The 24,608-nt window shown below is 46.9% G+C and carries 25 protein-coding genes; 22 read left to right on the top strand and 3 right to left on the bottom strand.

The annotated features are described in order from the left end of the window. Window positions 1–3 precede the first annotated feature (3 nt). Entirely contained in the window at window positions 4–456 is a 453-nt protein-coding gene (locus L5L91_RS04455) for a phage virion morphogenesis protein (protein ID WP_263235755.1), read from the top strand. A 47-nt stretch (window positions 457–503) separates the two neighbouring features. On the opposite strand, the gene L5L91_RS04450 is transcribed toward L5L91_RS04455, so the two are convergent. Continuing rightward, complete coding sequence (locus L5L91_RS04450) at window positions 504–1,340, bottom strand: hypothetical protein (RefSeq protein ID WP_263235753.1); 837 nt, start codon at window positions 1,338–1,340, stop codon at window positions 504–506. Between the two features lie 215 nt (window positions 1,341–1,555). Between L5L91_RS04450 and L5L91_RS04445 the strand changes: the two genes are divergently transcribed. The 16 genes from L5L91_RS04445 to L5L91_RS04370 all read left to right on the top strand — a co-directional run bounded on the left by L5L91_RS04445 (window position 1,556) and on the right by L5L91_RS04370 (window position 18,073). Then, window positions 1,556–1,795: a hypothetical protein gene (locus L5L91_RS04445; RefSeq protein ID WP_263235752.1), complete on the top strand. Its 240-nt coding sequence runs from the start codon at window positions 1,556–1,558 to the stop codon at window positions 1,793–1,795. 103 nt (window positions 1,796–1,898) lie between these two features. Beyond that, window positions 1,899–2,552 carry a hypothetical protein gene (locus tag L5L91_RS04440; protein ID WP_263235751.1) on the top strand — a complete coding sequence of 218 codons (654 nt, stop codon included), beginning with the start codon at window positions 1,899–1,901 and terminating at the stop codon, window positions 2,550–2,552. A gap of 83 nt (window positions 2,553–2,635) precedes the next feature. Continuing rightward, window positions 2,636–3,802, top strand: a complete 1,167-nt coding sequence (locus L5L91_RS04435) for a phage protease (RefSeq protein ID WP_263235749.1) — start codon at window positions 2,636–2,638, stop codon at window positions 3,800–3,802. Further along, window positions 3,802–4,722 carry a Mu-like prophage major head subunit gpT family protein gene (locus L5L91_RS04430; RefSeq protein WP_263235747.1) on the top strand — a complete coding sequence of 307 codons (921 nt, stop codon included), beginning with the start codon at window positions 3,802–3,804 and terminating at the stop codon, window positions 4,720–4,722. The genes L5L91_RS04435 and L5L91_RS04430 overlap by 1 nt, the downstream gene beginning before the upstream one ends. An 82-nt stretch (window positions 4,723–4,804) precedes the next feature. Continuing rightward, window positions 4,805–5,329, top strand: a complete 525-nt coding sequence (locus L5L91_RS04425) for an HI1506-related protein (protein WP_263235746.1) — start codon at window positions 4,805–4,807, stop codon at window positions 5,327–5,329. Window positions 5,330–5,331: 2 nt separating this feature from the next. Beyond that, on the top strand, window positions 5,332–5,787 hold the full coding sequence (locus L5L91_RS04420; protein ID WP_263235745.1) for a gp436 family protein: 456 nt from the start codon (window positions 5,332–5,334) through the stop codon (window positions 5,785–5,787). Beyond that, window positions 5,787–6,227, top strand: a complete 441-nt coding sequence (locus L5L91_RS04415) for a hypothetical protein (RefSeq protein WP_173497609.1) — start codon at window positions 5,787–5,789, stop codon at window positions 6,225–6,227. Before L5L91_RS04420 ends, L5L91_RS04415 begins: the two co-directional genes overlap by 1 nt. A 20-nt stretch (window positions 6,228–6,247) precedes the next feature. Beyond that, window positions 6,248–6,994, top strand: coding sequence for a hypothetical protein (locus L5L91_RS04410; RefSeq protein ID WP_076500516.1), 747 nt, complete (start codon window positions 6,248–6,250; stop codon window positions 6,992–6,994). Between the two features lie 119 nt (window positions 6,995–7,113). Further along, window positions 7,114–11,040 (top strand): tape measure protein, encoded by a 3,927-nt coding sequence (locus L5L91_RS04405; RefSeq protein WP_263235743.1) that lies wholly within the window; start codon window positions 7,114–7,116, stop codon window positions 11,038–11,040. After that, on the top strand, window positions 11,037–11,402 hold the full coding sequence (locus L5L91_RS04400; protein ID WP_263235742.1) for a hypothetical protein: 366 nt from the start codon (window positions 11,037–11,039) through the stop codon (window positions 11,400–11,402). Before L5L91_RS04405 ends, L5L91_RS04400 begins: the two co-directional genes overlap by 4 nt. A 12-nt stretch (window positions 11,403–11,414) precedes the next feature. After that, on the top strand, window positions 11,415–13,910 hold the full coding sequence (locus L5L91_RS04395; RefSeq protein WP_263235740.1) for a hypothetical protein: 2,496 nt from the start codon (window positions 11,415–11,417) through the stop codon (window positions 13,908–13,910). Between the two features lie 11 nt (window positions 13,911–13,921). Continuing rightward, the gene (locus tag L5L91_RS04390; protein ID WP_263235738.1) at window positions 13,922–14,866 is read left to right on the top strand and encodes a hypothetical protein; all 945 of its coding nucleotides are present in this window, start codon (window positions 13,922–13,924) and stop codon (window positions 14,864–14,866) included. Beyond that, entirely contained in the window at window positions 14,859–15,164 is a 306-nt protein-coding gene (locus tag L5L91_RS04385) for a hypothetical protein (RefSeq protein WP_263235736.1), read from the top strand. Before L5L91_RS04390 ends, L5L91_RS04385 begins: the two co-directional genes overlap by 8 nt. Then, complete coding sequence (locus L5L91_RS04380; RefSeq protein ID WP_263235735.1) at window positions 15,161–16,948, top strand: hypothetical protein; 1,788 nt, start codon at window positions 15,161–15,163, stop codon at window positions 16,946–16,948. Before L5L91_RS04385 ends, L5L91_RS04380 begins: the two co-directional genes overlap by 4 nt. After that, window positions 16,945–17,166: a hypothetical protein gene (locus L5L91_RS04375; RefSeq protein ID WP_131523171.1), complete on the top strand. Its 222-nt coding sequence runs from the start codon at window positions 16,945–16,947 to the stop codon at window positions 17,164–17,166. Before L5L91_RS04380 ends, L5L91_RS04375 begins: the two co-directional genes overlap by 4 nt. 145 nt (window positions 17,167–17,311) lie before the next feature. Then, complete coding sequence (locus L5L91_RS04370; protein WP_263235733.1) at window positions 17,312–18,073, top strand: DNA adenine methylase; 762 nt, start codon at window positions 17,312–17,314, stop codon at window positions 18,071–18,073. A 438-nt stretch (window positions 18,074–18,511) separates the two neighbouring features. Here L5L91_RS04370 and L5L91_RS04365 read toward each other — a convergent pair whose 3' ends face one another. Then, entirely contained in the window at window positions 18,512–18,790 is a 279-nt protein-coding gene (locus L5L91_RS04365) for an oxidative damage protection protein (RefSeq protein WP_011788659.1), read from the bottom strand. A gap of 2 nt (window positions 18,791–18,792) precedes the next feature. After that, window positions 18,793–19,899, bottom strand: coding sequence for an A/G-specific adenine glycosylase (gene mutY / locus L5L91_RS04360; protein WP_263162122.1), 1,107 nt, complete (start codon window positions 19,897–19,899; stop codon window positions 18,793–18,795). A gap of 200 nt (window positions 19,900–20,099) precedes the next feature. On the opposite strand from mutY, the gene trmB reads away from it, so the two are divergent. The 5 genes from trmB (at window position 20,100) to L5L91_RS04335 (ending at window position 24,491) form a co-directional block, all read left to right on the top strand. Beyond that, window positions 20,100–20,816: a tRNA (guanosine(46)-N7)-methyltransferase TrmB gene (trmB, locus tag L5L91_RS04355; protein ID WP_105251866.1), complete on the top strand. Its 717-nt coding sequence runs from the start codon at window positions 20,100–20,102 to the stop codon at window positions 20,814–20,816. Between the two features lie 48 nt (window positions 20,817–20,864). Then, entirely contained in the window at window positions 20,865–21,191 is a 327-nt protein-coding gene (locus tag L5L91_RS04350) for a YggL family protein (RefSeq protein WP_028761293.1), read from the top strand. Further along, window positions 21,191–22,105 (top strand): glutaminase B, encoded by a 915-nt coding sequence (glsB, locus tag L5L91_RS04345; protein WP_113939414.1) that lies wholly within the window; start codon window positions 21,191–21,193, stop codon window positions 22,103–22,105. The genes L5L91_RS04350 and glsB overlap by 1 nt, the downstream gene beginning before the upstream one ends. Window positions 22,106–22,288: 183 nt before the next feature. Continuing rightward, on the top strand, window positions 22,289–23,110 hold the full coding sequence (locus L5L91_RS04340; protein ID WP_263235731.1) for a YggN family protein: 822 nt from the start codon (window positions 22,289–22,291) through the stop codon (window positions 23,108–23,110). Between the two features lie 439 nt (window positions 23,111–23,549). Beyond that, on the top strand, window positions 23,550–24,491 hold the full coding sequence (locus L5L91_RS04335; RefSeq protein ID WP_263235729.1) for a LysR family transcriptional regulator: 942 nt from the start codon (window positions 23,550–23,552) through the stop codon (window positions 24,489–24,491). The last annotated feature ends 117 nt before the right edge of the window (window positions 24,492–24,608 follow it).

The following is a 24,608-nucleotide window of genomic DNA, read 5'->3' as shown; positions in this document are numbered from 1 at the left end:
GACATGAGCAAGATTGATATCACCCTTAGCAATGACACTGTCATACTTGTGCTAACTAGCTTGATGGAAAGGCTTGATGATTTAAACGAGCCGATGAACGATATTGCCGCCGTGCTCGAATCGGCCACCGAATCAGCGTTTGAAGCAGAGGCCGATCCCACGACAGACCAAGCCTGGGCATCCTTAAGTGATGCCTATCTTAAGGCCAACCCTAAACGCCAGGGCGGTAAGATATTACAGGCCAGTGCTGGCGGGCTAGCTGCCAGCGTGACTGCCGACAGCGGCGACTTTTGGGCAGCGATTGGTAGCAATAAAATCTATGCCGCTATTCACCAGTTTGGTGGCACCGATGATATGCCTGCAGGCCCATCGGGTATTCCGGCACGACCATACCTAGGTGTAGGCCGTGAGGATGAACAGTCTATGTTAAGGATCTTGGGGGAGTATTTGGTTTAGAATTCGTGCAGAAAATAATAAGGCCCTATAACAGAGCCGTTAGAAATTCAACTAGGTTCAGGTTCAAATTCGAATTCAAAGCCAAGATCATTCATTGTTTTAATTAGCTGTTCGCTTCTTAAGGTTTCACAAAGAGGGGCTAGATAGTCGTAAGCCTCATAAATGTAAACAGAATTAAATTCATCGCTTGGGCTTATTTCATCGTATTTAATAACTAAATTGCAAAAAACAATCACTACCCGCTCTAGTTCACTCCATCCTTGTAGGTTAGGGTTGTGTATCACTTGTTGGAACATACTTTTCTGTTGTTCACGTTGAGAGCATCTAATGTACCAATATTCATTTTTGTATGATGAGGGAAGTTGATTACTTAATATTGTTGCATAAGTCGAAATTTCGTCGGGTAGATTCAGTTCCCTTCCTCCTTTAGCTAAAAAAACATGTGGTACAAATTTTCCTGAGAGTCGATTGTTTATTGTTGTTTTGAGATCATTCAATAGGCGAATTAACTCATTTAGTTTTGCTTCTTTTTGTAGATGTTCAACCTGAGCTTCCATTGCCTTACGGCTCAGTGATGTCTCTTTTTTGGTCTCAGCTAGTTCCTGTCTCGACAATGCCAGCTCATTCATCTGAAGTTTAAGCGACCAGATTAAAAGTCCGACAGTCGCAAAGCCTAAGATAGGGTTTAGCACGCCACCGAGGAAGTCACCAAATGCACCGAAGTCGCCTTGATTACCCCAGCTGCCGTTGAAATTGATAAAGTACAAAGTAAGTAAAAAAGCAGCAACAATGGCCAGCAAAATGATAAGCCAATTAAATGATCTCTCGGATCCGTGGGTTTGAGCCTGCAGTTTAGCTTGAGGATATGTAGAAGGGGTGGTCATGTGCCGTCCATGGTTTAAAAGTAATGACAGTATTCTAAGGTGACAAGCTCCGAAGCGTAAAGCTCTCAAACGCATTTTAAGCGGCTTGGTTCTCAATTTGGTATAACGGCTTATCTAAAAACCAATTAAACGCTTTAACAAGGATTTAAACGGGTTTTAAACTGGGTTATGCTCGCATTGAAAAGTGAATTTGACGATAAGCAAGGAGACAGGGAATGGGTTGTTTATTTTTTTTCGATGAAGCGGTTACTCTGGATAACGAGCCAAGAGTGAGATGTACTCCACATCAAGTGCAGGTGCTAAAAAATCACGGTGTCCCTGAAGTCGTTATAGGGCCTATCGATGGCTCAGGTAAAGAATTGTTTGCGACCTTCCATGACTGGCAGCAATTTGAGCGTTTTGTTGGCGCAGTTAATGAATTGCACACTCGTTTAAAATCTAGTAATCAAGATTAACCTCAATAAATCTATTTTTGAGGTAAGGTTCCTTGGTAAGAGCCTATCTTGTATTCATTTTGAGTGCATGTTTTTCTCCTTTCTTATATAAAAGGTTGCGATTTTGAAGTTACCAGTTAATGAAAAAATTACCCTAAATGCTCTCAAAGCAGTGGGGGTAATTGTTTTTGTCCTTATTTATCTAGGAATGATCATCCATAAAGTTAATAGCCAGCAACCAGGTTTTCTTAAGACACTGTCAGATTTTTCTCAAGTTCTTGGAGGTATCGCAGGGATAATTGCAGCTTATGCCGCCTTAATAGGTGTTTATTCTTGGCGCAACCAAATAAAAGCAACAGTAAAATATAGTAAGTTAGTCAATTTTCGGCAGAGAATCTCACAATGTAACCACTTATTTATATTAACAACTGATACTAGTCATCTACTGCTGACTATGCGACAGTGCGGCAGAGATATGAGCGAATATAAAACAACGTTTGAATTGCTAAAACAAAGGAAAGATGAATTCAAACTATTAACTAAAGAAATACATGCAGAAGCTAGAGTTATTGATTTATTATTTTTTGGTGAGCTTAAATATCAAGAGGCTACGCGTCTTGCTGCGTTGACTGACAATGTTTCTAAGTATGTACATAGATATTTTAACTTAACCATCTATAACAGAGATATAAAGTCTATTGAATCATGTATTAAGAGCTCGTTTGAATATTTTGAGTTAATTAATTCTCAAATAAATGCTTATGAGGATAGAATTTAATTAATCCCGAAACCTTTCCAATCCGCTAGCAAGTCAAGCGAGATCATCATAGGCACTCCAATGTTATTGAGAGTGCCTTTTTTATGTCTGCAACCACCACAGCTTTAGGCTTTGCCGCCTTAAGCAGCCAGTTAAACGTCAATTCAGAAGCCGCCTTTGTGGTGGGTGAAGATGGCTACATTCAGGCACTGCCTGATGGTCACTTTGCCAGCGTAGATGGTCGCCCTGATGATGTAGCTGGTGGCAAGTGGTTGATGGATAGCGTTGCGTTCGCGGCCCTGCAAGCCAATACCCCCCATAAAGCCGGTGATCTGGTTATTGACTACGAACACCAAACCTTAAACAAAGAAGTCAACGGCCAACCTGCACCCGCTGCAGGTTGGTTCAACATCAATGACGTGCAATATCGTGAGGGCCACGGCTTGTTCATTAAGCCGCGCTTTACCGATAACGCCACCGCCTTTTTAAGCGCCAAGGAATACAAGTATTTCTCGTTGGTGTTTGGCTATGACAAAGCCACAGGCCGCCCGCAATTTATCCATTCAGCAGCGTTAACTAACCGCCCTGGTGTCGATGGCATGTTGCCATTAGCGCAGCTGTCAGCATTGGCACTCTCTCAATTATCTGCAAATGAATCTAATCCAACCCAACCGGAGGGACTCCATGTGAATCCACTATTGAAAAAGCTATTAGCCGCGCTCGGTATCGAGATGGCGGAAGGTGCGCAACTGACCGAGGAGCAACAAGCCGAGGCCATGAAGCGCTTAGATGATTTAGTCAAAGCTGCTGGCAGTGTCGATGGGCTTAAGGAAGATGTGGCTGCGCTATCGGCTAAGGTCACAACACAAACTAACTTACCTGCTGGCCAAGTTGATCTGACTCAATATGTGCCCGTTGCCACAGTGAACGCCATGCGTGATCAGTTGGTGGCGCTCAGTGCACAAAACGGTCAGTTGACGATTGAGCAAGCGGTTAAGCAAGCGCTGGATGAAGGCAGCGTGCTGGCTTGTGAGAAGGACTACTTGGAGCAATTGGGTAAACAGCAAGGCTTTGCGGCGCTGTCTGCGCACTTAGCTGGCCGTAAGCCTATTAGCGCGTTAACGACCACCCAAACTACCACAGTTGATAAGCCCGTAGATAAATCTAAGGTCGCGGCACTGACTGCCGACCAAATCAAAATGGCCGATTCTTGGGGCATGTCGCACGCTGACTTTGCTAAAGCTATCGCCGCTGATCAGGAGCAAAAATAATGGCTGCTATTAACGCCCCAGTATTACAAGCCCTGCGCACTATGGTGCGTAGCGAGTTTCAAAATGCTTTAGCTAAGACTGAGCCACTGTATTTAAAAATTGCCTCAGTCGTGCCAAGCAACACTAAGTCCAATACCTATGGCTGGTTAGGTTCAATGCCGACCATGCGCGAATGGATTGGTGCGCGGGTGATCAACTCCATCAAAGAGCATGGTTATTCAATCACTAACCGTACCTTTGAAACCACGATTGGTATTAGTCGTGATGATGTTGAAGATGACACTTTAGGGATTTACAAACCTATGGTGCAGGCATTGGCGCAGGAAGGTGAAGAGTTTCCCGACGATCTGGTGTTCGAGCTATTAGCCGAAGGCTTTGGCACTTTGTGTTATGACGGGCAGAACTTTTTTGACACTGACCATCCCGTTAACGAGAAGCACGATGGTACGGGGGCTGACGTATCGGTGGCCAACATGGTGGTTGATGGCACTTATACGGGGGAACCTTGGTTTTTGCTCGATACCACGCGTCCATTAAAGCCACTCATCTTTCAAGAGCGTCGCAAGCTGGATTTAAACACCCTGTTTAATCCAACCGACCCAGCAGTTTGGACCAATAACGAGTTCCAGTTCGGCACCGATATGCGCTGTGAGGCGGGCTTTGGCTTCTGGCAAATGGCCTTCGCCAACAAGCGTACTCTCAATGCCACCAACCTATGGAGCGCTTACAAAGCCATGCAAGCTTTTACCAGCGATGGCGGTAAGAAGCTCAAGATACGCCCCAATTTGTTGGTGATCCCATCTTCTCTTGAAGACGTCGCACTCAAGTTAATGACCCGTGAGCGCATTGATGAAGGTGGCGTGACCGTGGATAACGAACTGAAAGGCAAGTTCGAGATCCTTGTGGTGCCACAGCTTTAGGTGTTCACCCCTTAAGTTTGAGCAGCGAATCGCAGGCACAAGGATGCGCCCGCACCCCAACATCGAGTGAGGTAACAATGAAATGGCGAATCCTTCTAAGAACATTCAAGTCCTGTTGGTTATCTGTCTTGCGCACACTGGCTACCGCCGTGCGGGCATGGCGCTTACCAAAGGCGAAAACCTTATACCGCTGGCCGAGCTGTCGGATGAGCAAGTTGCAGCGTTTGAAGCTGACCAGCGCCTTAAGGTATCCGTGCGTGATATGGCACCAGCGTCGGGGAGTGTGGACATTCCAGACGGTGATCAGACATTAGGCACCGATATCACAGGCAAGCTGACTGGCGTGAAAGAGCCTAGCGGTGAAGAGAAAGTCTTAAACCAACTGACAGTAGATGAACTGTTAGACCAGCTCACGGTAAAAGATCTTAAGGCGCTAGCAAAAGACTTGGAGATCATCGGCTTTAACTCGATGAATAAACCTGACTTAGTCAATGCTATTCGGGCTGTAAGAGTCACAGTGCCAGGTGCGAGTGAAACGGCTACCCCAAGCGCTGAAACGAAAGGCACTGAAACATCGGGCACCGTCACCAACGAAGCAGGTGAATAGCCATGGCCGACTTAGCCATCACAAGAGCCATGTACGCCACCCCTGACAACATGCTCAGTCGCTTTGGTGCACAGGACTTAATGCTGCTTACCGAACGCGAAGGCAGTGTGCCAGGGGAAATCAATACCGTCGTGCTTGAGCAAGCATTGCGCGATGCGTCGGCCGAGATTGATGGCTATATCGTGGGCCGTTACACCTTGCCGTTAACTACGGTTCCCGCCGTGCTTGAGCGTAACTGCTGCGATATTGCCCGTTACTTCCTGTATGGCGATAAAGCCCCTGAACAAGTCGAGAAACGCTATACCGCTGTGGTGAAGTTTTTAACCGCAGTGAGCAAAGGCGATATCAGTTTGGGGCTAGCTGATACGGGTGAAGTCGCTAGCCAAAGTGAGTTAGTGGTCAGCATCGACAGTGCAGGCAGCGTGTTTGGCCGCCGTGCATCTAAGGGGTTTATCTGATGTTTGAGATTAAAGATAACTACCTTGCTGCAGGTGATGCGCTGACTCAAATACTTGAGCCATTAGTGACGAGCCAGAAGCTGAAAAAGGTCTATCAAGCTAATGAGCTAAGCGAAGTGGATGAGCGCAGCCAAATCACGCCCGCCGCCCATGTGCTGTATATGGGCGATACGCTGGCGGATACCGCACAAGGCGGCAACACCAGCCAAATTAAGCAGACTTGGCTTGTGGTATTGGCTTGCCGTTTATCTATTCACGAAGGCCAAGCAGGTGAGCTATTAGTCAGCCTGTTAAACGCGATTGTGGGTAAGTCTATTGCGGTGGATGGTCAGATGCTTGGCCCCTTTGTGCGCGTTAACAGTCCCGTTAAACCCCGTTTCACTAAAAGCCACGGTTATTACCCCGTGGCGTTAAGTGTGATTTTGAGATTCAAACCTTAACAACCTAAGAGGAACTCACCATGAGTGGATTATTAGTCGCAGGCAACTTTTTTGTTGACCGTCTAAATGCCCAAGGGCAATCAACGGGGATCATTGGTCCCATCAACACCACTAAGCTCGCCATTAAAACCGACGCCGACGAAAAGGTACGTCCAAGTAAAAAGAAAGACAGCTACGGCCAAGCCTTAAGCGTGGTGAAAATTGCAAAACCTGTTGAGGTGGAATGGTCCTTCGATGATCAACCTGCCGAACTGATTGCTATGGCACTGCTGGGTGATACCCAAGTGCTGAACACGGGCAGCGGCAACTTAACCGATGAGGCCGTGACCTTACCAACCAATCAACGTTGGATACAGCTACCTGAAAGTAACTTTGCCGCCCTCGGTTTTGTGGTGAAGAAAGACGCTACCACCTTAGTGCTGGGCACTGACTATGAGGTGAACTATGCCCTAGGGCTAGTGCGTGCCGTAAAAGGCGGCGCAATTGAAGCGGGCGGCGCAGTGACTGTGACAGGCCAACATAACGCCATTTCCGGCACGCTAGTTCGTGGTGGCATTAGTGCCCAAACCCGCGCGCGGCTCTTCGGTGAAGGTAAAAACCTCGAAACAGGCAAGCCGATTAAGCTCGAAATTTTCGACGCCAGCTTATCGCCAACAGCGGCGCTCGATTTTGCCGCCAGCGAGTTTGTGAGCGCCACCCTTGCGGGTAAAGCCCAGTTAGTCGCGGGTAAGGATCATCCGTTCGAGTACCTAGAGCTGGATGCGTAAGCGGTTTTGCTTAACCCAAGGGCATGGCCGTACTCAATTGCCATGCCCTTTAATCCCCATTTAACCGCCGTTTAAACACCGATTATTTAGATACTAACGAGAGCATTAACGAGATAGCCATGGCTGATAAAACCTTAGAACTCGCCCTGCGGATCGTGGCAGAAGCCACGGGCAAGCAACACATTGCGGCTTTAGTCGATGAGCTTAAGCGCATCGGCACCGAGTCGGATGCGGCGAATCCTAAGACGCAGGCGCTCGCTGATGAACTCGATGGCGTCAGTGATGCCAGCCAAGCGGGTGCAAATCAGGTTGATGAACTCAAAAACAGCCTTGATCCGTTAAGTAACCAGCTAGACCAAGTGGCCCAAAGCGGCCGTAATACCAGCAACCAAACCGAGCAACTGACTAACGAGCTCAAGCCTTTAGCAACAGGGCTTGATGATGTTGGTGATAGCAGCCAATCGACCAGCCAAAAAGCCAATACTTTAGCCAATAAGCTCGATGAGCTGGCTAACCAGCAAGACCTGATCAACACCTTTAAGCGGTCACGTAATGAGCTTGAACAACAAGAGCTTGCTGTCACTGCTGCCGCCTTAGCACTGCAGGACTTAAAGCAACGTGCCAGCCAAACGGATGCGCCTTTTGTGCAACTGGCACGCTCTATTGATGTGGCCGAAAAAGAGCTGGAGCAAATGCAGCGCGAGTTAGCGCAGCAATCATCCAGCCACACTAAGCTGCAAAATGCCCTGTCGAAATCGGGCATTGATTACAACAACCTGACCACCGCGCAGCGCAAGTTAAGTAGCGAGCTTGACGGCACTGGCCGCAATGTCGATAAGTTTGCTAATCAGTTAGATAAGGGCAATGCCAGCGCCCGTGATCATGCCAGTTCCCTGCGTGGCGTGATCGGCCAAGTGACCGCCTTAGCAGGAGCTTACTTGGGCTTTGACCGTGTAGCCCAAGCGGTGAAGGATGTCTTTGCCACGGGTGATCAATTTGAACGTCTTGGCGTGCAAATGAATGCCGTGATGAGCGGTTTTGAATCTGGCAAACAAGCCACCGCTTGGGTAAAGCAATTCGCCATCGATGTGCCGCTACAACTGAACGAAGTCAATCAAGCGTTTGTGAAGGCCAAAGCCTTTGGCCTTGATCCTATGAACGGCACCATGAAGGCGATTGTGGATCAAGCCTTTAAACTCGGTGGCGGTTTTCAAGAGGTTGAGGGGATCACCTTGGCACTCGGCCAAGCCTGGGCAAAACAAAAGCTACAGGGTGAGGAGATCCTGCAACTGATTGAGCGCGGCGTGCCCGTATGGGACATGCTGGCTAAGGTCACGGGAAAGAACACCTTAGAGCTGCAAAAACTCAGTGAGCAAGGCAAGCTTGGCCGCGATGTGATCCAAGGCTTGATTGATGAAATGGGCCGAGCCGCTAATGGCAGCGCAGCGGCGCAGATGGCTTTGCTCAGTGGCCAAGTATCAAACCTCAAAGACAACCTTTCATCCTTCTATGATCTCGTGGCTCAGTCCGGTGCACTTGATTGGCTTAAGGGCCAGATCAGTGAGTTGAATCTTGAGTTTGCCGCCATGGCCGCCGATGGCCGTTTAAAGGAATGGGCGCAGCAAGTCAGCGACACGATCGTGAGCATAGGCTCAGCGGTGCAAGATGGCGCTGCTATGCTGTACCACTTCCGTGATGAAATTGGTTTTGTGGCTAAGGCATTTCTAGCGTTAAAAGTCGGTAGCTATTTTAGTGATGTGATTACCGGAGCCAATGCCGCCATCGGCGTGATGCGTCTTTACACTGGCGCGATCATGGGTACCACTGCGGCGAGTGAGGGCGCGGCCTTAGCTGCTGGCAAACTTAAAACCGCCTTGGCAGCAGCGGCTAAAGCGGGTTTGTACTTAGCGCTGATTAGCGAGTTGATCGAGGTCGCTCGGGTATACCAAGAGTTATTGATTGCTGAAGAAGCACTGGAAAAATCTAAACGCGCTGCCGCGTCTAGCGCCAAACAGTTGGAGTACTCACTTAAGGATCTCAGTGAGCAAACGGGCGTAGCCTTTACCACTATGGCCGAGTTCAACAAGGCGGTTGATGAAGGCAAACTGATTTATGACGACGCCACTGGTAAGTGGAAGAACGCCGCTAAAGCCATGGAAGAAGTCAAACAGGCTGCCGTTGACGTCGTAGCGCCGATTAAATTAACGGTTGAAGAAGCGCTGCGCCTGACCTTTACCTTAAGCGAACAAACTAAAACGCTCGATGGCGTTAAAGGTGGTATGGGCGGTTTCATTCGCCAAATTGACGCCGCCTTAGTGCCGTTAAAGGCGGCGGGGGATCAATACGAAGGCCACGTTAAGTTACTCACAATACTGCGCGCCAAGTTTGAAGAGCAGCAAACCTATCTAGATGCCACGGCTAAGGGCACCGAGGCATTGGAGCAAGCCTATAAGGATTTAGGGCTGACCAGTAGCCATGCCTTAGAGCAGGTGAACACGAAAGCCGAAGCGGCCTTTAATCTGATTAAGAACAACCGTGAACCGATTGAGCAACAAAAGGATGCGTTTTTAGCCTGGGCTAAAGCGGCATTAACGGCCGCCGAAGCAACGGGCGCTGCGGTACCCGAAACCTTGAAAGCGCAAGCCGCCACCCTTGGGCTAACCAAGGAACTGAGCGAGCTGACAGCAAAGCAATACGGCTATACAGACAGCGTGAAGGAACTTTCACCCGAGCAAGCCAAGCTAAGCCGCGCAGTGGCAGAAACTGAAGCCCGTTTGCAGCAATGCCGCGATGTGATGAACAGCTCGACGGTATCGAGTAAAGCCAAAGCAAAAGCCCAACAAGATCTGATTAGTTTACAGGGCAAGTTAAGTGACCAAACTAAGCAGCTCAGTGAGGTTCAGGCACTTGAAGCTGCTAATTATGAACAGATAAAAAGCAAGTATGCCGCTGTATCTGATGAGATGTTGAGGCTCGAACAAGCCTATAAAGACGGCGGCATCACGGCGGAAGAATACCTGCGACAAAAAGAGCGCTTAGTTGAAGTGCTCAGAATATTGCAACGCTTAATGGGCGGTTTGGAAGATGGTGAGCAAGAGACTGACGAACAGGTAAAAAAGACCACTAAAACCTTAATTGAGCAACGCGAAGAACTTGAACAATTAGAGGAAACCACTGGCCGCGCCACTGAGTATGTCAACCTGTTCGCGGGTGCCTATGCCCACTTAAATAAACAGTTCAACTTTAACGAAGATAGCACCGAAAAACTCAACGCCCGCGTCGATCAGCTGACTAAAAGCATCATGAACAATATGCGGGTAAATACGGGCTTTTGGGGTGTGCTGGCGCAGCTCAGTAACCAAGCCTTTATTCGCGAAAAGCAGATCATCAATGAAACCTTACTGACCCGTAAATGGACTGAAGAACTCGAAAGCTCCAGCATTAGCCTCGATCGTGTCAATCAAATTAGCCGCGAAGCTAAGTGGAATATACGCGAGTTAGGCGACGAAGATCTTAAGCCACTGCAAGCGGCCATTGATGCTACCCGCGATCGTATTCTCGGCCTGCGTGACGATATCAACGCGACCTTGGACAGTCTCAAAGATGAGATGGATCAGCTCAATAATAACCAAGCCGCTATCGAGAAACGCCGCTATGAACAGCAACAAGCTGAGCTTAAGGCGCAGCTCGATGCTGCCCGCACAGCCCAGGATAAAGAGTCTATCGCCAGTGCCCAAGAAGCACTGCAACTGAGTCAGCAAATTTACAGCACTAAGCTGAAACAAATCGAGGCCGAATCGGCAGAACGTAACGCACAGGCGATCGAGCGTGCATCAAGCAGTGCAAGCACCGCGACGAATTCCACTCGCAGTCCCTCAAGCCAAACTACTTCGCCATCGGTGAGCAATCAGAACACAGGCGGCAGCGTACAAATTTTTCGGCTAGAGCTGGCAATGCCGTCGGGCAATGTGGTGAAAGCCGATTTGCTTGATGAGTTTAAGCAGCTGTTTTTGCGCGAACTAGAACAGATTAAGGCCACCTCATGATCACCTTAGACACGCTTCAATTACCGCATTTTATTTGGCTTAACCGTTTTGGTTATACGCCCTTTGTGAGCAGCATTGAGTTTGCGCTCGATGGCTCGCAGCATGTTGAAGTTGCCGCCAAACAAGCGGGGCGTTCCATTGTGCTCTTTAGTGATGGCGAATCTTTAAGTCTGTTTGAATCCCTTGAAAGCCACGCCAATACAAAAGGGGCGGCCAGTTTCAATCTGGATATTAACGGCACTGTTTTTAGCGTGATTTGGGATTACCGCGATCAACCGATTAGTGGTGCACCAGACATTAACTACAGCGATAGCGCCCCCGATGCTGTCGATGCCATCACCCTCAAGTTAATCACTGTTTAAAGGCTGTTTAATATGGCAACTTCTCCGACTCCGATTTCTCGCGACAGCTTAAAAATCTTCAAGCCTGAACTATTAGGTTCAAGCAATGAAGCTGGCGGCCAGCGCACGAACAACGTAGTGCAATCAGGGCAGATTAATGAACTGTTTGATGCTATCTCTGATATTGATCATGCTCAATCGAGTATCGATATCGTTAAGTGCTTCCCCACGCTTTACACCAATGACACTAACAAACTTAAGCAAGCCCATGTGTTTGTGAGTGAGCCACCAGTCGATCCGCTGGTGAATGTGTTTATGATTGAATCCCCTGCGCTGGATGATGAGTCTCGCATGACGGATATGAAGGAGATCATTGAGTCGTCTGTCACTGCAGGGGAATTAATCCGCGAAGGTGGCCCAGGCTTCCTTGTTAATCAGAACTCATTTTCCTCAGATTACCTGCAATCGACTTATCGCTTTAATGATCGCGATTACTGGAAAACCACCTATTTGGTCGTGGGCCAAGTGATTTGTATTACTGTGGAATATACTGGGGTGGAAAATGCCGATTGGCCGCGCAAAACTCACTTTTGCAAAGTAACCAAGACCAATAATGTTAATGGCCAAGTCGGTACCGTCACGTTTGACCCACCCATTCCTTTTGCCACTCCATGGCCATCATTAGCTGTTAATGGACAAAGCAAGTGTACTAAGCTGCGCTTATCTAATACCGCATCACCCCTTAAGTTTCATGGCGTAACCAAATTAACGGCTGTGGCCAATGGCGTTAATTTAGCCGTGGGGGCGACGCAGTTGTCATTACTGCCATCCATTACCACTGTGTTACCCAAGCCAGGCAATACCATTGTCGGCGGCAGTGACAACGGGGATGCCACAGTAAGCCAAGTGATCCGCAAAGTGATCACCCAACCTTCAAGCGCAGGCACCTATAGCTATACTTTTACCACCACGGATTTATTAACCGATGAAAACGGATTAGTTGCCGTTTCGACGTTACCCACGGCCACGTTCGGCGGTTATACCAGCTACATTCAATCCGTGACGATTGGCTCAGGTAATATCACGGTAACGCTCACCTCAAGTACAAGATTTAATGATGCGTCAACCGTGAGCCTATTTTATGTTTCATCCTATAAATACAGCATCTATTCAAGCGCCAACCCGTTCCCCGCCAACAAGCAACTGACAGTGGGAAGTATTAAAGGCCGAGCTGTCTTTGCTGATACAAACTATGTTGCCCAAGATGTGTATGAGAGAGTGAGTGCAGAGGGCACTACAGGCAAGCTATATGATGGTACAGAACACCTCGCAACCATTAACTACTTAACAGGTGCGGTGACTAAGCAAGTCGTTAGCCGTGGCGAGTTTACGTTTACCTTTGCCGGATTAGTCGAATCGAGCGCGGCGGCTGCTGCAGGTGATACGGTCGCTAAGTTCACCTTGTCCGTGCCAAATCCCTTATTAGAAAGCTTTTATGTGCAGGTTGAACGTATCTCTGACCGAGCGCTGATTAGTGCCTCAGCCAATGCTCAAGGGGTGGTTACTGGCACTGGCATTAACGGCAGCATTAGCAGTGGCATTGTGGAACTGACCTTTAGCGCCCCAGTGGATTTAACCACATTGCGCTATGATATTAGCGACCAAGTGCGCCAACTGCCACCTGCCGAGATTTATGGCCTTAACCCGCTGCGTATCCCTTATGATGGCATTGTGAATATGTTCCGCCAGTGGGGCACTGTGGCGCTGTCACACTCACAAGTGCAGCAAGTCACCGCCACGGCTGGTACCGTGTATAACATTCGTCAAAACGCAGTATTTAGCGATATTACAGATGCTAATGGCTCCAGCCTATGGACCAGCGAAAACACCCATTTCACCGTAAATAAAGCGGCAGGCACTGTCACCATTAATAGCGCCTTTACTGGTTTTGCGCCGCCCTTTGTGCTGACCGATGTCATTAGCGAGCTTGCGTTAGTTTCAAGCTTTAGCGCAGGAAGCATAGTGCTGGCAAAACCTTTATCCCGCGAATACCCCATAGGGGCCACTGTGGCTAGTGTGCAGATTTTAGGTGATTTACAGGCGCGTGTTGGCCAAGTACGGGATATGACCGCCTGGTCAAATAACTGGGATGTTGATGGTGCTCAAGCCACGGGCAATTTTAACGCCGTTGACTATCCGATAGAGGTTAAAAATAACACTGCAATAAACGAAGATTGGGTGATGATCATGACCAGTGAAACCGCGTTTCGCTGCGTCGGCCGCCGACTCGGACAAATTGCGACTGGTGATACTCTGAATGATTTTGCCCCCATCAACCCCGTGACAAATACCCCTTATTTTGTGCTCAGAAAAGGCGCATGGGGTGGCGGTTGGCAAACGGGCGAGGCGGTGCGCTTTGCCACTTTTGCGTCATCAAAACCCATCATGTTGCTGCGCAATGTGCAGGTTGGCCACAGCCAAATCACTACAGATAAAGCCGTATTGTCATTTTTCGGCAACGAGTCATAGGAGCAATTGAAATGGGATTACCAGTAACTGTTTATCGAAATACGGATGCGGGAGCACCTGCAATTCCTACTAAACCAAGCGGTTGGATTACTGTACTGAAAAAGTGTTTAGTCGAGGGGTATGGTGAAAAACAACCACTTGGTTGGACACTTGACTTTGAAGATGCTGCAAACAATAAAGTTGTCTTTAAAAACAACGTTGCCGATGGTGGTTCTGGTGGGGCCGTACAATTTCAACCCCATACAGGTAGTGACGCTATTAATGCTTCTCTGCGTATAACGTGTGCAAATTCAATTACAGCAATAGACGCTTTTTTTAAAAAGGTAGGTTATCGCGTAATGATGACCTCTAATAGTCTGGGAACTGTCCGTGGGTGGATGGTTGTTGGCACCAGTAAAGGTTTTTGGTTGATACAAGAATCAGGCGAGACTCTTAATAATTCGTCAACGACGAGTGTACTTGCATATCGTGAGTATTTTTTCATTGGTGATATAGAGTCGTTTGTACCAAATGATATGGGGATATTTACATTAGTAACATGTGGCGATCCTACACTTGACAGTGCTGATACTGCTTATGGGGTTAACATTGGTTCGTCACTGAGCACACCTAGATGTGCGTTGTATGAAACAAACGGTGGCTCAACTGTTATTGGATATTCAACAGATTGGGCACCAGATGTAGGCTATGCATATCAGGGTAATGTAATTGACCCACAGCAAATCGGTGTACCAATTAATTTAGTAAAGGTGTCAATTATTCATGGCTCGTTTACCCTAGTTACGAACCCTGCGTGCAGAGGGACTATTCCCGGATTATTTAAGACACAATTTAGCGGTTATAAAGATGCAGTATTACCAGTAATCAGAACATTTGAAGGTATTGATTATCTCATTGTTACCGGAATGCAAAAGGCGAACGCTGCTATATCACTAGGTGGGGAATGGTATGCCTAGCATTGTTATAAACGTGATTGGTGGTTTACCGACTGTAATGACACAAGCATTGCTTGAGGTTGATGTGGATACCGATGCTGAGTGTGTGATTATATTTGATAGACATTTTACAGATGGTTTCTATCAAATATTCAGTACAAACGGTGGGACATTCAAAACCATTGTACCTGTTAAGTATGCCACGAGTAGTGAATTGATTGTGGGTATAACAGACCGTGACCGTATCTATAATGCCAAGTTCGTTGATGGTGTACAGGCCGAATTAATAGACGGCAACATTGTGAATATTAGACCATGACAGCAATAACACTACGGTTTGATACGCTTTGGTTAAACACTCTATTCCCAATAAAAATTCGCTTTAATGATGAACCCATACCAGAAGTGCCTGAGGTACCGATTAGTGCCGGTACCATTGGCATGATGTGTGGCATCGGCATGTTTACAGGGCCGAGTGTTGCGCAGCAGCTAACCATTAAAGAAGCCACCCAAAGCCATGCCACACAATTAACGTCACAATGGCAAGTTGGCCATGTGACGCAAATCGTGACGGCCAAGTGGCAAGCTAAAGCATTACTGGGTATTACCGCCTCAGTGGTTTGGCGCTGGAATAACCTAGTGCCATGTAAAGCTGATTTGCTTTGGTTGGTGCCGCAGTTACATGGTGTGCAAGCTTCTAGCCTATGGCTATTGCCTGATTTAGTGCCATCACGGGTTGAAATGCTATGGCGACAACCAGAGGCTACCACGCAGATTATCACGCTGGGTTTACTAAAGAGGGCGCTAGTCGGGACTGAGGTTAAGCTTGCTTTCTCTGCTATTCACGCGGCAGGCGATATGAAGGGGATTGCATGGGGGCCACATGCGGCGCGGTGGGTGTGCTCGAGTAAGTATCTACCACCAAAAGGCAAGATCACCATTAACTTTAGCGATCCTTGGGTAAATGCAGCTAGCCAGATTGTACTCAACTTTACCCCTTCACCCAATGTTTGTTACTGGGACGATGGCGGCGGCCTGATAGGCACAAATCCATCTTTACCCACCATTGATTTTAAGATCCCTATCGAACCGCAAATCAGAAGGAGTTACCTCATGCTGCCTCAAATCAGTTGTGTTCGTGTGAGTGACGGCGTTGCTGTGGTGCTCAAATCTGTATCCATTTCTCAGTCCCGTTCACAATGGGCCAGTAGCGGAAGCTTAACGTTTTCATCCCGTATTGATGCCGAGCGTGCCGCTAATGAATTACTGAAAATAAGTATTAATGGCTATGACTTTTACCTGCTTTGCGAGTCTGCCAGCGAATCTAAAGCCTTTGGCAAAACCAGTTATAGCGCGACAGGTCGAGGCCGTTTAGCAACTATCGCCAGCCCGAACCAAAAGGCCATCAACTATGTGAACGTAGTAGCCCGCAGCTTTATTGGTTTGATGGCCGATATTGTGGCCAATACTGGGTGGACTGTTGCCAGTAAAATTAGTGATTACCCTGTACCCGCAAACGCCTTTAGCTATGCCGCTAAAACACCCGCCGAAGCGATTAACATGATGGCCAACAGCATTGGGGCCATGCTCGATGTGAACGATGAAACTCAGACTATAACAGTGATCCCTCAGTGGCCAGTCGTGCCTTGGAATACCGCAAGCGCGATCCCTGATGTGATTTTGCACGATGGAGTGATCCTCGAATTTAACGAGCGTATCGATATTCGTCCCGATGCTAATGCGGTGTTTGTACGTGGTGAGCAACAAGGCGTGGCGGCGAAAGTGAAACGTTTCGGGACCGCTGGTGACAACTTTGCTGCTGATATAGTGGATAAATTAATCACTGATAATCAAGCTGCGAGAATGCGTGCAACGGCCGAGTTAGCCAACGCAGGTAATAAGGTGCAAAACAGCATTCGCGCAAAGGTCATGGCGGATTTGCCACCCATGCGACCAGGCATGTTAATTGGGGTTCGCAAAGGTGCCGAGGTGTTTAAGTCAGTGTGTGAAAGCTTCAGCATAAGCGGCAGCGTTAATGAGTCAACGGGGATGGTTACAGTGAATCAGACCGTGACGCTATTGCGTAATGAGGTGGCAGCATGAGTAACATCTATCAACGCTTAGCGAACTTAAACCCTAAGCCCCAGCGCAGTGTTGCCACTGTGATTAACGTGACGAATGGCACCACGACAGTACAGCACGCCGATGGCAGTTATCAGACCGTTTTGGGGGACTCAGTCACCAGTGGGAAAGTGTATATCGTTGATGGTCAGATCCAAGGCCAAGCCGCCGACCTGACGTATGTTGAATTAGAGATTTGATAAAAGAGAGCGGTCTAGCAATGCTACCAACACTGCTAGACCGTCAACACACAGGATTGCACCCTGTGAGCCAACCAAGGCTCCCTCACCGCGTCGACACGGCGAACCGAGCCTAGCATAAAAAATCCTAAAAAAGGAGGCTCACATGCCAAAACCGATTATCCCTTGGATGGGCGGTAAGCGTAGATTAGTTAAGCAGATTTTACCGATATTCCCTGAACACCATACCTATGTAGAACCCTTCTGCGGCGGTGCTGCAATGTTCTTCAGCAAAGACGAAGCGCGGGTGGAAGTCGTTAATGACATGAATGGCGACTTGGTGAATCTTTATCGAGTCATTAAACATCATTTAGAGGAGTTTATAAGGCACTTTAAATGGGCTTTAATTAGCCGTGAGGAGTTTTTATGGCAGAAGAATACTAACCCTGAAACACTAACCGATATTCAGCGAGCGAGTCGCTTCTACTATCTTCAAAAGCTGGCGTTTGGCGGGAAAGTATCAGGTCAGAATTTTGGGTGTTCAGCGTCTCGACCCGCTGGTTTGAACTTGTTAAGGATTGAGGAAGATCTCAGCGTTGCTCACCTACGCTTGGCAAGAACCTATATCGAGCGGTTGGACTGGGCTGAGTGCGTAAGACGATACGATAAGCCAGAAACCTTGTTCTATTTAGACCCGCCTTACTGGAGTACCGCAGGTTATGGTGTAGATTTTGGACTAGAGCAATATGCCTTGATGGCCGAGCTTGCGAAGACAATCAAAGGCAAGATGGTGATCAGCGTGAATGACATCCCCGAAATGCGCGAGGCATTTGCTGGACTACAAATGAAGACGCTTGGAATACGTTACACGGTAGGAGGCTCAGGCCGTTCAGGAGAGCAGCAAGAGCTACTCATCTGGAATTGGTAAAGTAAATGATAATGGCCACTCAATGTGGCCAGTTCAGCTTTTTAGACTCCTGTTAAACCTCCAGTTTTTTGGCTACATCACTATAAAAAACTGGCTAAAAATTGGTTGCTTGCACCCTGGTGACTATTCCTTACTCTGATGCTTGGGTATTAAGAAATGTTAAGGAGTAAGTTATGGGAAGAGAGAAAGCAAGGCAACTTCAGAATGAAGACGATTGGAATACCAAGGCGTTATTAGAAGATTATAGATGTGAGATCCATGGTGGCTTAATCTCCTATGACGAAAGAGCGGTATATTTTAAGACTAAGCGATGTGCATACTGTAACCACATTCAGTCTAAGGATGACTAAACGAAAGGCCCTCTTAGTGAGGGCCTTTGCTTTTTCTCATATAGGCGATACCATTTCTCACTTTGGTCGGCGCGCTACACTACCAGAATTAATCTTGGTCTTTTTCTGGTACAAAACCTTCAATTTCAACATCTTTACCTTCAAATAGGAAAGAGGTCATTTGTTCTTCAAGAAATTTACGATCATCAACATTCATCATGTTGAGTTTTTTCTCGTTGATCAGCATGGTTTGCTTTTTTTGCCATAGGCCCCAAGCTTCTTTGCTGATGTTATCAAAAATGCGCTTACCTAAATCACCTGGATACAGTTGAAAGTCTAGGCCGTCGGCTTCTTTATTTAAATATACGCAATTGACTGTACGCGCCATGATTATTCCTTACTGACTGCGGATTGAACGAGTGATCCCAAATTGGCTAGCACGCGCTCGGTGGCGGCGGCGAGTCCCACTTTGGAAGGATGACTTATGTTATACCAGAGAGACTGGTTTTGTTCCATGACAGCGCCCACGCTCTGTTTATTGCCGAGGGTTTTATCGCCGTGAGTTTTATCTAAGTTAAGCATCATGGGCTGAATATCTAAATGAAAGTGGCTAAATGTGTGCCTAAAGCCAGTTAACCATTCGAGTTGCTGCACATCAAACCCTTGCTCTTCAAGATGAGTTTCAAGGGCGGCTTGGGTAGCGAATTCAGGGAAACACCAGAGCCCGCCCCAAATTCCCGCTGGCGGACGTTTAGCTAGAAAGACTTGGTTGTCTTGCATCAGCACTAACATCCACGCCGCTTTGGTTGGTATGGTTTTTTTAGGCTTTTTGCCAGGGAAATCGGTTTGTCTGCCAATCAGTTGAGCTTTGCAATCAATCGCTACAGGGCAAGCGGCACAGTTAGGTTTGCTACGAGTGCAAATACTGGCGCCGATATCCATCATGGCTTGATTATATTTCTGAATATCTTGCTGCGGTGTGAAGGCATCCGTCAGTTGCCAAAGTTGCTCTTCAACCGTCTTTTGCCCTGGCCAACCTGCTATTGCCCCATGTCTTGCTAATACTCGTTTTACGTTGCCATCGAGAATGGGGTGATGTTGCCCAAGTGACAATGACAATACTGCGCCTGCCGTCGAGCGACCGATGCCGGGTAGGGCGAGCACTTGTTCAAAATGTGTTGGAAATAATCCCTGATAATCATCGCGGATTATTTTGGCTGCTTTATGCAGGTTACGCGCCCTAGCGTAATAGCCAAGGCCGGTCCAATGATGTAATACCTCATCGTCTGGCGCGTTAGCAAGTGCTAACACATCGGGGAAACGCGCCATAAATTTAAGATAATAGGGAATAACAGTCGCAACCTGAGTTTGTTGCAGCATAATTTCAGAAACCCATACGCGATATGGGGTTTTATCTTGCTGCCAAGGGAGGGTTTTACGACCGTGATTGTCGTACCAAGAGACGATACGTGTAGCGAAGGAGGCTGTAGATTTCATCGGCGCAGTGTAGCGGCAGTTATCTTCTTAGACAAGCGTCAAAGATAAGTTGGCAAGGGATCTAAAGCTAAAAATCGCTGCTAAATTCGCACTCTTAAATAATCTTGGTATACTTTCGCCCCATTAGTGCTTGCACTGTATGTTGAACTTTGGATAATGCCCTTCTTTTATGATGGTGTTGTCCACTAGACGAGGCAAAAATGAGCGAAGTCACTACCGCTGAATTTAATGAAGAAGGCAAGTATCTGCGCAAGATCAGAAGCTTTGTCCTGAGAGAAGGTCGCCTAACCAAAGGCCAAGCACACGCTATTGAAAGCCAGTGGCCAACAATGGGTTTAGATTACAGCCCAGTGCCATTGGTACTAAGCGACGTTTTTGGTCGTGAAGCTGATACTGTGCTGGAAATTGGCTTTGGCATGGGCGCCTCTTTAGTACAAATGGCTAAAGATGCACCAGAGCAAAATTTCATTGGTATTGAAGTGCATAAACCGGGTGTAGGCTCTTGCCTCAGTGATGCCGCCATTGCTGGTGTGACTAATTTACGTGTGTATCATCACGATGCCATGGAAGTATTAGAACATGCGATTGCTGACGGTTCATTAGCCCGAGTGCAATTGTTCTTCCCAGATCCTTGGCATAAAAAACGTCACCATAAACGCCGCATCGTACAAGCTGAATTTGCCGAACTGATTCGTCGCAAGCTAAAAATTGGCGGTGTGTTCCATATGGCCACTGACTGGGAAGAGTACAGCGAGCATATGTTAGAGGTGATGCAAGCCGCTCCGGGTTATCAAAACCAGTCGGCCGACGGCAGTGTGGTGCCGCGTCCTGATCATCGTCCATTGACAAAGTTTGAAGCCCGCGGCCATAGACTGGGTCACGGTGTATGGGATCTGATGTTTGAGCGTATCGCTTAATCACGAACTCAATTTTAGCTAATTTTAAACACAAAAGGGAAAATCACTATGGCAACTAATCGTAGCCGTCGTTTACGTAAGAAAATGCGCGTTGATGAATTCCAAGAGTTAGGTTTCGATATGGCTTGGACTTTTGATGCATCAGTATCTGAAGCCGATATCGATGCAACTGTAGATAAATTCATCGATGAAGTGATCGAAACCCGTAAATTAGGTTTCCATGGCGGCGGCCACATCGAATGGGAAGGCATTATCGCCACCCAAACGATTGGTAAATGTACCGAAGAAGATATTGCTGCAGTTAAGGCATTCTGGGCGACCCAAAAAGTGTCTCAGGTTGAAGTTAGCGAACTGTACGACATTTGGTGGGGTTAATGCCCGAGTTGGCATTACTTGAGGAAGTGGTCGAGAAAGTTCGACCCTTGCTCGGCCAAGGAAAGGTTGCAAATTATATCCCCGCACTGGCCAGCGTTGATGCTGGCAAATTAGGCATTGCCGTCACGACTGTTGATGGCGAAACCTTAGGTGCGGGCGATTACCTTGAGCCGTTTTCGATTCAAAGTATCTCCAAAGTTTTCAGCTTAACCTTAGCGTTAACTTTATATGAAGAAGCCGAAATTTGGAGCCGTGTTGGCAAAGAACCTTCGGGTCATTCATTCAACTCTTTAGTACAAGTCGAGTTAGAACGTGGCAAGCCGCGCAACCCATTTATCAATGCTGGCGCGTTAGTGATTGCGGACTTATTGCAGAGTCGTTTAGGGGCACCTAAACACAGAATGCTTGAGTTAGTCAGGCAACTAAGCCAAAACGATAAAGTGTGTTTCGATAAACAAGTAGCAGATTCAGAATATCAGCATAGTGCGCGCAATGCGGCTATCGCTTATTTGATGAAGTCATTTGGTAATTTTCAAGGTGATGTTGATACTGTGCTGCGCACCTATTTTCATTATTGCGCCTTGAAGATGAATTGTGCTGACTTGTCTAAGGCCATGTTGTATTTGGCTAATCGCGGCAAAAGTATCACAGGGACTGAGCTTATCTCTCAAGTGCAAACTCGGCAACTTAACGCTCTGTTGGCGACTTCGGGCCTATACGATGGTGCGGGTGAGTTTGCTTATCGTGTTGGTATGCCAGGTAAAAGTGGCGTCGGCGGAGGTATTATTGCCGTGATCCCTGGAGAACTGTCGATTTGTGTATGGTCGCCAGAACTCGATAATAATGGCAACTCACTTGCGGGCACTGCGATGCTTGAGCATCTAAGTCAGCGTCTCGGTCGTTCTATTTTCTAGTCTTATCTCTCGTTTTTATTAGCACTATCAGACTAAATGTTAGCGAATTTCGCTAATGACCTTTTAGTGCTAACTTTCAAAAATTAAACATAATCAAATTGTTATAAAGTTGGCACATCTCCTGCTATAAGCTATTCAGTAGTTTAGGTTTATCGAATTATTCAGATTAAAGGACGAACAAAAATGAAATTAAATAAGTTATTAACTGGATTTGCATTATCTGGCGTGATTTTAGGAACATCTAGTGTGCAGCTGGCGCAAGCACAAACAGAGCCAAAAATAGATGAACGCTGTGAAGTTTCCTTAAATTATGACGTTATGGTTGAGCCTAAAAAATTAGTCATGAGCGAGAAGGGCACAGAAAAGTATCGCATCGAAGTTGACAAGTTATTTGTGGAAGGTAAGCAAGTTAACTTAACCGACAAGCAGAAAAAATTGGTTACTCAATATGCCGATGAAGTTTCGACTCAAGTGCCAGAAGTGATTGAACTGGTGAATGAGGCAGTATCTCTTGCTTCCAAAGCGGTTGGTATGGCCTTAACACCTTTAATGGGTGATGCTGCTGGTGCAAAATTTGATGAAATGATGGCTGGCGTTCAAAAACGGGTTGATTCAGTGGCTTACAAGAATGGTGATAGCTTCTATTTAGGGGCGACTGAAGACTCGATACAAAGTACATTTAACGATGAATTCGAGCAGGAAATGGAACAAATTGTCCAGAATTCAATTGGCTCCATTATGATGAACTTAGGTGGCCAAATCATGTCTGGTGGCGGTGAAAATTTTGAAGCCAAGATGGATACCTTCTCCAAAAAAATGGACAATTTAGGCCAAGATATTGAGCTACAAGTTGAGAGCCAATCTAAGGGATTAGAAGCTAAGGCTGACCGTTTGTGCGACCGATTTGAAAATTTGTTAGTGCTTGAAAATCAATTGCGCCAAGAAGTGCCAGAACTAGCACCTTATGTGTTGACACAAAACTCAACCAAGGAACTGCGTGAATAGTTCTTGTAAATAGTTCTTGCGAATCGCCCTTAGTTTTAACTGCAATAACTTCTATCTCCTTGTGCATGAGTCAAACTTGAATGCTACGCCCCTAGTCAATTTATCGACTAGGGGCTTTTTTATTGGCTACGGTTTAATCGTGGTGACAACCGTTATGGCTAAGTTGATGTGGCTTATAGGCTAGGCTTGCAGCGATTTAGTTCGGAATGTTACAGTCTAGAGACGAATATTTGGTATACTCTTAAAATATAATTAAAAGCTGGCATATCAGTCAGATATAACCCCCTACTTTAGTGGACTTTTTCGGTCTAAATCTCTGCGTTATATCATTTTGATGCGAGATATCAATGCTATGGTTATTTTTAAGCGATGATTACGCTAACCATAGCTGCTCACCGAAAGTTAATATCATTGTCGTAAACAGCTTAAGGCGACTTCCATGTTAGAACTGTTAGAACCTATTGCGATTTTTACTCATGTGGCCAGAGCAGGTAGTTTTAGTGCCGCCGCAAGAAGGCTTGGGATCTCTAAGTCTAAGGTCAGTACACAAGTCGCCGATCTTGAACATAGACTTGGTGTTCAATTAATTCAACGTACCACCCGCAGCTTAAGTCTGACTGAAGCAGGGCATTTGCTGTATTTGCAAGGTGAAGAACTGCTGCGTGACGCTGAACAAGCGATAGCCAGCGTGCATAACTTAAATGATGCGACCCGCGGCGTGCTCAAGGTGGGTATTTCCCAATCCTTTGGGGTGATGCATATCATTCCTGCGTTGCCATCTTTTATGGCAAAACATCCTGAGCTTGAGCTACAAGTGAGCTTACTGGACCATAAAGTGGATGTCGTGAGCGAAGGCTTAGACTTACTGTTAACTATGTCTGAGCAATTACCGCTTGGCATGGTTGCTAGACCGCTGATGAAGTGCCAATTCCTGTTAGTTGCTTCGCCTGGCTATATTGCTCAACATGGCGAGCCAACTCGACCTGAGCAGCTAGTTGACCACAACTGTTTGGTCTATCAAGGCGAGTGGCACGAGCACAGCATGTGGCAATTTAAGAAGGGTGATGACTACTGTGAAATTGGCGTATCGGGTAATTTCAGGGTGGATAATGCGCCTGCATTAAAATCTGCTGCAATAAGTGGTCTTGGAATTGTGTATCTTGCGAGTTATCTGATGGAAGATGAAATTGCCAAAGGGACATTAGTGCCTTTACTGAAGGATTGGCAATTGACCCACCATCTGCCATTGCAGGCGGTTTATCCCCGTCGTAAGCACTTAGCACCTAAGGTCAGTTCTTTTATCGAATTCATCAAAGATCACATAGGAACGCCACCGTATTGGGATGCGCCCTATGTCGAATTATTCAGTAAACGTCAGTAAAATAGGAAACATTGTTCTCAAAAGCAGCCTTATGTGATTTTAAATTGAGCAGACACTTTTCTGGTCATTTAAAATCAATATGTTAGATTTAGTTGTTAAGTACATTTGTTGATGGTT

Origin of the sequence: Shewanella sp. SM55, from assembly GCF_025654025.1 — a bacterium.
GTDB classification, from domain to species: domain Bacteria; phylum Pseudomonadota; class Gammaproteobacteria; order Enterobacterales; family Shewanellaceae; genus Shewanella; species Shewanella oncorhynchi.
This window is presented reverse-complemented; position numbering and strand designations above follow the sequence as displayed.

Coding starts and splice junctions, on each gene's coding strand:
- L5L91_RS04455 (WP_263235755.1), top strand. CDS start 4: ATGAGCAAGATTGATATCACCCTTAGCAATGACACTGTCATACTTGTG.
- L5L91_RS04450 (WP_263235753.1), bottom strand. CDS start 1,340: ATGACCACCCCTTCTACATATCCTCAAGCTAAACTGCAGGCTCAAACC.
- L5L91_RS04445 (WP_263235752.1), top strand. CDS start 1,556: ATGGGTTGTTTATTTTTTTTCGATGAAGCGGTTACTCTGGATAACGAG.
- L5L91_RS04435 (WP_263235749.1), top strand. CDS start 2,636: ATGTCTGCAACCACCACAGCTTTAGGCTTTGCCGCCTTAAGCAGCCAG.
- L5L91_RS04430 (WP_263235747.1), top strand. CDS start 3,802: ATGGCTGCTATTAACGCCCCAGTATTACAAGCCCTGCGCACTATGGTG.
- L5L91_RS04425 (WP_263235746.1), top strand. CDS start 4,805: ATGGCGAATCCTTCTAAGAACATTCAAGTCCTGTTGGTTATCTGTCTT.
- L5L91_RS04420 (WP_263235745.1), top strand. CDS start 5,332: ATGGCCGACTTAGCCATCACAAGAGCCATGTACGCCACCCCTGACAAC.
- L5L91_RS04415 (WP_173497609.1), top strand. CDS start 5,787: ATGTTTGAGATTAAAGATAACTACCTTGCTGCAGGTGATGCGCTGACT.
- L5L91_RS04410 (WP_076500516.1), top strand. CDS start 6,248: ATGAGTGGATTATTAGTCGCAGGCAACTTTTTTGTTGACCGTCTAAAT.
- L5L91_RS04405 (WP_263235743.1), top strand. CDS start 7,114: ATGGCTGATAAAACCTTAGAACTCGCCCTGCGGATCGTGGCAGAAGCC.
- L5L91_RS04400 (WP_263235742.1), top strand. CDS start 11,037: ATGATCACCTTAGACACGCTTCAATTACCGCATTTTATTTGGCTTAAC.
- L5L91_RS04395 (WP_263235740.1), top strand. CDS start 11,415: ATGGCAACTTCTCCGACTCCGATTTCTCGCGACAGCTTAAAAATCTTC.
- L5L91_RS04390 (WP_263235738.1), top strand. CDS start 13,922: ATGGGATTACCAGTAACTGTTTATCGAAATACGGATGCGGGAGCACCT.
- L5L91_RS04385 (WP_263235736.1), top strand. CDS start 14,859: ATGCCTAGCATTGTTATAAACGTGATTGGTGGTTTACCGACTGTAATG.
- L5L91_RS04380 (WP_263235735.1), top strand. CDS start 15,161: ATGACAGCAATAACACTACGGTTTGATACGCTTTGGTTAAACACTCTA.
- L5L91_RS04375 (WP_131523171.1), top strand. CDS start 16,945: ATGAGTAACATCTATCAACGCTTAGCGAACTTAAACCCTAAGCCCCAG.
- L5L91_RS04370 (WP_263235733.1), top strand. CDS start 17,312: ATGCCAAAACCGATTATCCCTTGGATGGGCGGTAAGCGTAGATTAGTT.
- L5L91_RS04365 (WP_011788659.1), bottom strand. CDS start 18,790: ATGGCGCGTACAGTCAATTGCGTATATTTAAATAAAGAAGCCGACGGC.
- mutY (WP_263162122.1), bottom strand. CDS start 19,899: ATGAAATCTACAGCCTCCTTCGCTACACGTATCGTCTCTTGGTACGAC.
- trmB (WP_105251866.1), top strand. CDS start 20,100: ATGAGCGAAGTCACTACCGCTGAATTTAATGAAGAAGGCAAGTATCTG.
- L5L91_RS04350 (WP_028761293.1), top strand. CDS start 20,865: ATGGCAACTAATCGTAGCCGTCGTTTACGTAAGAAAATGCGCGTTGAT.
- glsB (WP_113939414.1), top strand. CDS start 21,191: ATGCCCGAGTTGGCATTACTTGAGGAAGTGGTCGAGAAAGTTCGACCC.
- L5L91_RS04340 (WP_263235731.1), top strand. CDS start 22,289: ATGAAATTAAATAAGTTATTAACTGGATTTGCATTATCTGGCGTGATT.
- L5L91_RS04335 (WP_263235729.1), top strand. CDS start 23,550: ATGTTAGAACTGTTAGAACCTATTGCGATTTTTACTCATGTGGCCAGA.